Origin of the sequence: Cellulomonas triticagri (genome assembly GCF_003696205.1) — a bacterium.
In the GTDB taxonomy this organism is placed as follows: domain Bacteria; phylum Actinomycetota; class Actinomycetes; order Actinomycetales; family Cellulomonadaceae; genus Cellulomonas; species Cellulomonas triticagri.
This window is the reverse complement of record NZ_RFFI01000146.1, coordinates 1-8,504: the sequence shown is the minus strand read 5'-3', so window position 1 is coordinate 8,504 and position 8,504 is coordinate 1. Positions and strand designations below refer to the sequence as shown.

The following is an 8,504-nucleotide window of genomic DNA, read 5'->3' as shown; positions in this document are numbered from 1 at the left end:
TGGCCCTCGGCGCCCGGGCGGCCGCGGCCCCCGGGACCCGCCGCCGTGCGGGTGCGGGCGGGCAGGTCGCCCTGCTCGCCTCGGGCGCGCTGCTGGTCGCCCTGGTCACCGTGCCGGGGCTCGCCGCCACCGAGGCCGGGGCGCACGCCGTCCCGCACGGCTCCCACGGCTCTCCCTCGCCGGGCCTGCCCGCCGAGCAGAGCCACCACGGCGGGCACTGACCCGCCCCACGACCCCCGCACGGCGTCGGCCGGGACGGCTCCCCCGACGTCGTGCGGGATCACTCCCCCGCCCGGGGACGCGATGAGGCCCGGCCCCCCGCAGGGGAGCCGGGCCTCATCGGTGTCCGGGTGGGACGGGCCTCAGGCCGCGTCCTCCTCCGACGTCAGGTTCCGGGTCTTGTTCTGGTCGAGCAGGATCCCGGGGCCGTTCGTGGTCGAGACGGTCGCCTTGGTGATGTAGCGGCCCTTCGACGCGGACGGCTTCAGACGGAGGATCTCCTCCAGGGCCGCGGCGTAGTTCTCCACCAGCTGGGTGTCCGAGAAGGACGTCTTGCCGATGATGAAGTGCAGGTTCGCGTGCTTGTCGACACGGAACTCGATCTTGCCGCCCTTGATGTCGGCGACGGCCTTCGCGACGTCCATGGTCACGGTGCCGGTCTTCGGGTTCGGCATCAGACCACGCGGGCCGAGCACCTTGCCGAGACGACCGACCTTGCCCATGAGGTCCGGGGTGGCGACCGCGGAGTCGAAGTCGGTGTACCCGGCCGCGACCTTCTCGATCAGCTCGTCGCCGCCGACCTCGTCCGCACCGGCGGCGCGGGCCTGCTCGGCACGCTCGCCGTTCGCGAACACGATGACGCGGGCGGTCTTGCCGGTGCCGTGGGGCAGGTTGACCGTGCCGCGGACCATCTGGTCGGCCTTGCGCGGGTCGACACCGAGACGCATCGCGACCTCGACGGTCGCGTCGTACTTGGTGGTCGACGTGGCCTGCGCGAGGCGGATCGCCTGCAGCGGGTTGTAGGTGGTGCCGGCCTCGATCTTCTCGGCCGCGGCGCGGTACGCCTTGCTGTGCTTCGCCATCTGCTCTCTCCTTGCTTCTCAGCAGTCGTGGTCGTCGGGCCGCACAGGGCCCTGCCACTGACCCGCCCGGGACGTCCCCGGGCGGGGGTCGGTCGTGGGTGTCAGCCCTCGACCTTGATGCCCATCGACCGCGCGGTGCCGGCGATGATCTTCTCCGCGGCCGCGATGTCGTTGGCGTTGAGGTCCTCGAGCTTGGTCTGCGCGATCTCGCGGACCTGGGCCGAGGTCAGGGTGGCCACCTTGACGGTGTGCGGCGTGGGCGAGCCCTTGGCGACGCCCGCGGCCTTCTTGATCATCTCGGCGGCCGGCGGGGTCTTCGTGATGAAGGTGAAGGAACGGTCCTCGTAGACCGTGATCTCCACCGGGATCACGTTGCCGCGCTGCGACTCGGTGGCCGCGTTGTAGGCCTTGCAGAACTCCATGATGTTGACGCCGTGCTGACCCAGCGCCGGACCGATCGGCGGCGCGGGGGTGGCGGCACCAGCGTTGATCTGGAGCTTGATGAGGCCGGTGACCTTCTTCTTCGGGGGCATGAGCCACCCTTTCTTCTCTCGTGGGCCGACGCCGTGGGCGATGACCCGGTTGCAGTGCTGCGTCCTCGCGCGCCCCGGACGTCCGGGGCGGCGGGTCAGATCTTGGCGACCTGGTTGAACGACAGCTCGACCGGGGTCTCCCGGCCGAAGATGGAGACGAGGACCTTGAGCTTCTGGTTCTCGGGGCTGATCTCGGAGATCGTCGCGGGCAGCGTGTCGAACGGGCCGTCGGTGACGGTCACGGACTCGCCGACGGTGAAGTCGACCTCGATCGGGGTGGCCGACTTCTGCGCGGACGCCGAGGACGCCGCGGCCGGCTTCTCCTCGATCGTCGGGGCGAGCATCGAGAACACCTCGTCCTGCGTCAGCGGCACCGGCTGGTGGGTGTGGCCCACGAAGCCCGTGACGCCGGGGGTGTGCCGGACGGCGCCCCACGACTCGTCGGTGAGGTCCATGCGGACGAGGACGTAGCCGGGGATCCGGACGCGGCGCACGACCTTGCGCTGCGCGTTCTTGATCTCGACGACCTCCTCCATGGGGACCTCCACCTGGAAGATGAAGTCCTCCATGTTGAGGCTCTGGGTGCGGTTCTCGAGGTTCGTCTTCACGCGGTTCTCGTAGCCCGCGTAGGAGTGGATGACGTACCAGTCACCGGGCTGCGACCGCAGCTGCGCCTTGAACGCGGCGACCGGGTCCTCCTCGACGTCGGGCTCGTCGACCTCGACCTCGGCGACCTCGACGGTCTCGTCCTCGACGGCGTCGTCGCCGTCGGTGAGACCGGCGGCCTCGTCGGTGACCTCGGCCTGCTCGTCCGCGTCCGCCTCGACGGCCTCGACCGACGCCAGGACGTCGTCGAGCTCGGACTCGGCGGCGCCGACGGGCTCCTGCGATTCCTGCGACACGGGCGGACCTGCTTTCTGCTTGCGGGCGGGGAGGTGCTGAGGGGCGGGCGACCCGGCGCGCGGGGCCCGCGGGGGCTCAGCCCCCGAAGATCCAGCGCGTCGCCTGGCCGATACCCAGGTCGACGACGGTCACGAACGCCATGACGACCGCCACGAACACGAGGACGACCCCGGTGTAGGTGACGAGCTCGTTGCGCGTCGGCCGGACGACCTTCTTGAGCTCGGCGACGACCTGGCGGACGAAGAGCGCGATCCGGGCGAACAGGCCACGGCGCTTCTCCGGGGCCGGCTTGTCCTTGCCGCTGCTCCGGGCGGGCTCGTCCGCGTCGGACGCCGCCACGGGTGCCGAGTCGCTCACCTGATCCGTTCCCCTACGTCTCGCGACGCCGGCGGGACGCCGGTCGCCTCATGTCGGCCGCCGGCCCGGCCGGGGATCCCCGGAGGCCCGCGGTCCGTGACCACACGCAGGGCAGGCGAGACTCGAACTCGCAACCGCCGGTTTTGGAGACCGGTGCGCTACCAATTGCGCCACTACCCTTCGGCGACCGCCACCACCACGATGCCGTCCGCACCCTCGCGGGCGCGGCTCATCATGGCGGACGTCAACCGCCGACGGCCTACTGTACGCGACCGGCGCCCACTTATCGAACCGCCCGGGCCCCGGACCTCACCCGCACCCCGTGGCGGTGTTCTGCCAGGATGGGTCACGTGAGCGCGCACGCCCCGAGTCAGCAGCCCACCAGCCCCGCCGCGGGCCCGACCGACCGCCGTCGCGTCTCCGCGCGCGTCGGCGGCATCGCCGAGTCCGCGACGCTCGCGGTCGACGCCAAGGCCAAGGCCCTCAAGGCGGCCGGCCGGCCCGTCATCGGCTTCGGCGCGGGCGAGCCGGACTTCCCGACGCCGGACTACATCGTCGAGGCCGCCGTCGCCGCCGCCCGGGACGCCGCGAACCACCGCTACTCCCCCGCCGGCGGCCTGCCCGTGCTGCGCGAGGCCGTCGCCGCCAAGACGCTGCGCGACTCGGGCTACGCGGTCGACCCCGCCGACGTCCTCGTGACCAACGGCGGCAAGCAGGCCGTCTACCAGGCGTTCGCGACGCTGCTCGACCCGGGCGACGAGGTGCTGCTGCCCGCCCCGTACTGGACGACGTACCCCGAGGCGATCCGCCTGGCGGGCGGCGTGCCGGTCGAGGTCGTCGCGGGCGTGGACCAGGGCTACAAGGTCACCCTCGAGCAGCTCGAGGCCGCGCGGACCCCGCGCACCAAGGTCCTGCTGTTCTGCTCGCCGTCCAACCCGACCGGCGCGGTCTACTCCCCGGAGCAGACCGAGGAGATCGGCCGCTGGGCGCTGGAGCACGGCATCTGGGTCGTCACGGACGAGATCTACGAGCACCTCACCTACGACGACGCCGTGTTCACCCCGGTGCTGCGCGTCGTCCCCGAGCTCGCGGACACCACCGTCGTGCTCAACGGCGTCGCCAAGACCTACGCGATGACCGGCTGGCGGGTGGGCTGGCTCGTCGGCCCGCGCGACGTCGTCAAGGCCGCGACCAACCTGCAGTCGCACCTGTCGTCCAACGTCGCGAACGTCTCCCAGCGCGCGGCCGTCGCCGCGCTCACCGGGGACCTGTCCGCCGTGGCCGCGATGCGCGAGGCGTTCGACCGCCGCCGCCGGACGATGGTGCGGATGCTGTCGGAGATCGACGGCATCCGGATCCCCGCCCCCGAGGGCGCGTTCTACGCGTACCCGGCCGTGCACGGGCTGCTCGGCCGCACGTTCCGCGGGGTCACCCCGACGACGTCCGCCGAGCTCGCCGCGCTGCTGCTCGACCAGGCCGAGGTCGCGGTCGTGCCCGGCGAGGCGTTCGGGCCCAGCGGGTACCTGCGGCTGTCGTACGCCCTGGGCGACGACGACCTCGCCGAGGGCGTCGGGCGCATCCAGGCGCTGCTCGCCGAGGGCTGAGGCCTAGAGCGCGATGTCAGCCCTAGCCCTGCGGCGGGTGACGGAGTCAACGATGCCGCCCATGAGTACGTCGACGTCTGTCGAGGGCCGGTCCAGTGGAAACTGGATGCCGTCACGTGCGTGGCGTTCGCGCTGGGCCCGTGCACGAGCGAGTGCTTCGCCCATCCGTCCGGCGTACGGAGCGAAGTCTGCCTGCGTCCCTTTGATGTAGCCCTGCTCACATGCTGCAGAGAGCGCGGCTTCCACGGCCTTCTGATCGCAAGACAGGCTGAATTCGCGCAGGTGCCACACGAGCCACACCTCGAAGCTCGGGTTGGACAGGGCAAGACGAACCCCGCGCTTCGCGGCCAGTGCCCGCGCTTCCTCGACCCGAGCGGTACGACCGTCGTGGTCGACGACGGCCCATACCTCGTCGAAATCCGCCCTGGATTCGCGCGCCTTCGCCGCCTGGGAGACGACCGCGACCGCGTCAGATCTCTTCCCGACGACCGCCTGAACCGTGACACCCTCTCGCAGTACTCGCTGGACGTAGGTGAAGTACGCCTTCTCGGTCTGCCCTTCGCAGACGACAAGGAACCTCCGCCCCGGTTCGCGTCGCGGAGCTCCCCGCGCGGTCGAGCGGGGCGGACGGTGCTGACGCCCCACCTCAGCGCTCCCGACCCTCGAACAGGGACGTGCTCAGCAAGGGCACCGCTCCATACCTGCCCTGGAGGTACTGGCGCTCGAGGTCCGAACTGCCTCTTGGCTTGTAATCGGTCAACGGGATCAGCTCGATCTGACCATGTCGCGACTTCTCCACGAACCAGATCTGGTCGCGATCCAGCACGTACCCGAGACCGGCGAAGTCACCGAGCAGCGTGGTGTCGTGCGTCGAGAACAGCAACTGAGCGCCGTACGGATTCGACTCGACAGACTGGAAGAGCTCGACCACTGCGCGCACCAGCAGGGGGTGCATGCTCGACTCGATTTCGTCGACAGCCAGCACCGAACCCGCGGCTAGAGCTTCGACCACAGGCCCGGCGAGTGCGAACAGCTCCTGCGTCCCTGCAGACTCGTCATCCCACGCGAACGGGACGGGCGGGCGCCCGTCGACCTGATGGAGCAGACGAGGCCTCCGATTGTTCTCGACGAAGTCGCGCGCCTGGGCTTCACCACTAAAGACATCAGCCGACGTGATCATCTGCACGAAACCCTCGGGGACCTCGTGCGCCGGGTCATCGGCCTCCGCGATCCCGCGGATACCCAGGTCTGCCGCGAGCAGCAGCCTCTCAACCGCCCTACGCCCCGCCTCCGAGCCCTCGACGAGCTCTCTCGTCTGACGGATCCGCAGGGGCTGGTTGTCGGCACCCGCGATACCGGGGCCGAGTCGTGAACGGAACCACGCGTACACCGGAAGAAGAGCCGCGAAGTTCTCTTGCGCGGCGCGCGACAGAAAGAGGGAGTCGGCCCGGGTGGCGTCGATGATCGCGCTCTTGCGGCCCTTGAGATACGACGTCGCGTCGACAGTAGTCACTCCGTCCTCGGACGTCCGGCGTTCGAACAGCCGTCGCTCGACTTTGCGCGTCGCATCCAACGGCGTCTGGTAGAGCCACTCAGCGGTGAACCTGTCTGCCAACGCCTCGAAGCCGTACCGGTATTCGGAGTCGCCCAGGCGGATCTGGACCTCGAACGACATCGGGCGCTCGTCGTCCGGCTCGTCGAAGTGGAACGGCTGGATCGGAACTGAGCTCCCCGCCTCCCAGCGCGCGGAGTCCCGGACCATGTGACGCATCCAGTACAGCGCCTCGAGGACCGTGGACTTGCCCGAGGCGTTCGCGCCGTAGAGCGCGAGCACCGGGGTGACCCCACCAGGAGTCGGCGCGTCAAGGTCCAGGCGCGAACGATGTCCACCGCCCGCCCGGGTGAACAGCATCCGCTGCTCTTCTCGTATCGCACGAAAGTTCGCCACGCTGAACGCGATGAGCATGGACAAGCCTCCAGTGGCGATCTGAGACACAAGACAGAACAGATCGACCTTACACCGCGGCGCCGTGTCGTCAGGCCCGCTGGGGAGCACCTACCCGTCCACCGATCGGTGGACGGCAGGTCCCGTCCGCCGGTCGTCCCGCCGCCGCGACCGCCCCGGCCAGGCTGGTGCCATGGACGACAACCTCGCGGTCCGGGTCACGGGCCTGCAGAAGCGGTACGGCGAGAAGCGCGCCGTCGACGGGCTGGACCTCGCGGTCGCCCGCGGCGAGATCGTCGCGGTGCTCGGGCCGAACGGTGCGGGCAAGACGACGACGGTCGAGATCCTCGAGGGCTACCGGCGGCGGGACGGCGGCGACGTCCGCGTCCTCGGCGTCGACCCCCAGACCGCGGGCCGCGACTGGCGCGCCCGCATCGGCATCGTGCTGCAGACCAGCAACGACCTCGCCGAGGCCACGGTCGCCGAGCTCGTGCACCACTTCGCCCGGTACTACCCGGACCCCCGCGACCCCGACGAGGTCATCGACGCCGTCGGCCTGCGCGAGAAGGCCCGCACCCGGTCCCGGCAGCTGTCCGGCGGGCAGCGGCGCCGCCTCGACGTCGCGCTCGGCATCGTCGGGCGCCCGGAGCTGCTGTTCCTCGACGAGCCCACGACCGGGTTCGACCCCGAGGCCCGGCACGCGTTCTGGTCCCTGATCCGCGGGCTGCGCGCCGACGGCACGACCATCCTGCTCACCACGCACTACCTGGAGGAGGCGGAGCAGCTGGCCGACCGGGTCGCCGTCGTGAACGCGGGCCGGGTCGTCGCGGTGGACACCCCCGCCGACCTCGGCGGCCGCCAGGCCCGCAAGGCCGTGGTGCGCTGGACGGAGGGCGGCGCGGTGCGCGAGGAGCGCACGGACACGCCCGCCGCCGTCGTCGCCGCGCTCGCGACCCGGCTCGGCACCGAGGTCCCCGGCCTCCAGGTGCTCCGCCCGACGCTGGAGGACGTGTACCTCGGCCTGATCGCCGACGCCGAGGCGGCTCCCGCACCCGCCACCGCACCCGACGCGGTCGACGCCGCGCCCGCACTCACCGCCACGGAGGCCGCGCGATGAGCACCACCACCCTCGACGGCGCGAGCCGACCGCGCACCGCCCGGCCGCTGCCCGGCACGCTGCGTCTCGGCGTCGAGCGCGCCCGCTACGAGATCCGCGCGTTCTTCCGCGAGCGCGACGCGATCATCTTCATCTTCGCGTACCCGATCATCATGCTCGCGATCTTCGCGACGGTCTTCGGGCAGGACGGCGCGGAGGTCGGCGACGGCGTCCCGTTCGCGCAGTACTTCCTGCCCGGGATGATCGCGACCGGCGTCCTGCTGTCGTCGTTCCAGTCGCTGGCCATCTCCATCCCGGTCGAGCGCGACGAGGGCGGCCTCAAGCGCCTCGGCGGCACGCCGCTGCCGCCCGCGTCGTACTTCCTCGGCAAGGTCGGGCAGGTGCTCGTCGTGTCGGTGGTGCAGGTGGCGCTGCTGCTCGCGGTCGCGGCGCTGGCGTTCGACGTCACGCTGCCGGACGACGCCGCGCGCTGGGGGACGTTCGCGTGGGTGTTCGTGCTCGGTGTGGCCGCCGGCGCGATCTGCGGCGTCGGGTTCTCGTCGCTGCCGCGCTCGGGCCGGTCCGCGAGCGCCGTCGTCACCCCCGTGGTGCTGGTGCTGCAGTTCATCTCCGGCGTGTTCTTCACGTTCTACGAGCTGCCGACCTGGATGCAGCAGGTCGCGTCGGTGTTCCCGCTGAAGTGGATGGCGCAGGGCATGCGCTCGGTGTTCCTGCCGGAGTCCGCCGCGTCGCTGGAGCCCGCGGGCACCTGGGAGCACGGGATGACCGCCGCGGTGCTCGCCGCGTGGCTGGTGGTCGGGCTGGTCGTCGGGGTGCGGACGTTCCGGTGGCGGCGGCGTGACGACGGCTGACGCACCGGGCCACACTGGGGCGCATGCGGATGTCGACGCCCTGCCGGGCCGCGACCGGGGCGGGTCGGTGACCCGGCGCCCGGGCGGCGCGCTCGCGCGGGCCCGGCGCCGC

At 71.4% G+C, this 8,504-nt stretch carries 9 protein-coding genes, 1 tRNA gene and 1 pseudogene; 4 read left to right on the top strand and 7 right to left on the bottom strand.

Annotated elements, in window-relative coordinates:
• Nucleotides 1–221, top strand: a pseudogene (locus EBM89_RS21475) (hypothetical protein); the annotation flags it as partial.
• 141 nt (nucleotides 222–362) lie between these two features.
• Here the strand turns inward: EBM89_RS21475 and rplA are convergent.
• From rplA to EBM89_RS18365, 5 genes are all read right to left on the bottom strand, one after another.
• Nucleotides 363–1,082, bottom strand: a complete 720-nt coding sequence (gene rplA, locus EBM89_RS18385; protein WP_122151082.1) for a 50S ribosomal protein L1 — start codon at nucleotides 1,080–1,082, stop codon at nucleotides 363–365.
• Between the two features lie 101 nt (nucleotides 1,083–1,183).
• Nucleotides 1,184–1,615, bottom strand: a complete 432-nt coding sequence (gene rplK, locus EBM89_RS18380) for a 50S ribosomal protein L11 (RefSeq protein WP_122151081.1) — start codon at nucleotides 1,613–1,615, stop codon at nucleotides 1,184–1,186.
• Between the two features lie 95 nt (nucleotides 1,616–1,710).
• Nucleotides 1,711–2,517 (bottom strand): transcription termination/antitermination protein NusG, encoded by an 807-nt coding sequence (nusG, locus tag EBM89_RS18375; protein WP_122151080.1) that lies wholly within the window; start codon nucleotides 2,515–2,517, stop codon nucleotides 1,711–1,713.
• A 76-nt stretch (nucleotides 2,518–2,593) separates the two neighbouring features.
• Entirely contained in the window at nucleotides 2,594–2,875 is a 282-nt protein-coding gene (gene secE / locus EBM89_RS18370) for a preprotein translocase subunit SecE (protein ID WP_122151079.1), read from the bottom strand.
• 107 nt (nucleotides 2,876–2,982) lie between these two features.
• Nucleotides 2,983–3,055: transfer RNA gene (locus EBM89_RS18365), tRNA-Trp, on the bottom strand.
• Nucleotides 3,056–3,225: 170 nt separating this feature from the next.
• Between EBM89_RS18365 and EBM89_RS18360 the strand changes: the two genes are divergently transcribed.
• Nucleotides 3,226–4,479, top strand: coding sequence for a pyridoxal phosphate-dependent aminotransferase (locus EBM89_RS18360; protein WP_439647208.1), 1,254 nt, complete (start codon nucleotides 3,226–3,228; stop codon nucleotides 4,477–4,479).
• A gap of 3 nt (nucleotides 4,480–4,482) precedes the next feature.
• Here EBM89_RS18360 and EBM89_RS18355 read toward each other — a convergent pair whose 3' ends face one another.
• Both EBM89_RS18355 and EBM89_RS18350 read right to left on the bottom strand, forming a co-directional pair.
• Nucleotides 4,483–5,124 carry an RloB family protein gene (locus EBM89_RS18355; RefSeq protein ID WP_122151077.1) on the bottom strand — a complete coding sequence of 214 codons (642 nt, stop codon included), beginning with the start codon at nucleotides 5,122–5,124 and terminating at the stop codon, nucleotides 4,483–4,485.
• A gap of 1 nt (nucleotide 5,125) precedes the next feature.
• Nucleotides 5,126–6,445 (bottom strand): AAA family ATPase, encoded by a 1,320-nt coding sequence (locus EBM89_RS18350; protein WP_147463617.1) that lies wholly within the window; start codon nucleotides 6,443–6,445, stop codon nucleotides 5,126–5,128.
• A gap of 172 nt (nucleotides 6,446–6,617) precedes the next feature.
• Here EBM89_RS18350 and EBM89_RS18345 point away from each other — a divergent pair, with 172 nt between their 5' ends.
• Nucleotides 6,618–7,541, top strand: a complete 924-nt coding sequence (locus tag EBM89_RS18345; protein ID WP_122151075.1) for an ABC transporter ATP-binding protein — start codon at nucleotides 6,618–6,620, stop codon at nucleotides 7,539–7,541.
• The gene (locus tag EBM89_RS18340) at nucleotides 7,538–8,392 is read left to right on the top strand and encodes an ABC transporter permease (protein WP_122151074.1); all 855 of its coding nucleotides are present in this window, start codon (nucleotides 7,538–7,540) and stop codon (nucleotides 8,390–8,392) included. The genes EBM89_RS18345 and EBM89_RS18340 overlap by 4 nt, the downstream gene beginning before the upstream one ends.
• Nucleotides 8,393–8,504: the final 112 nt, after the last annotated feature.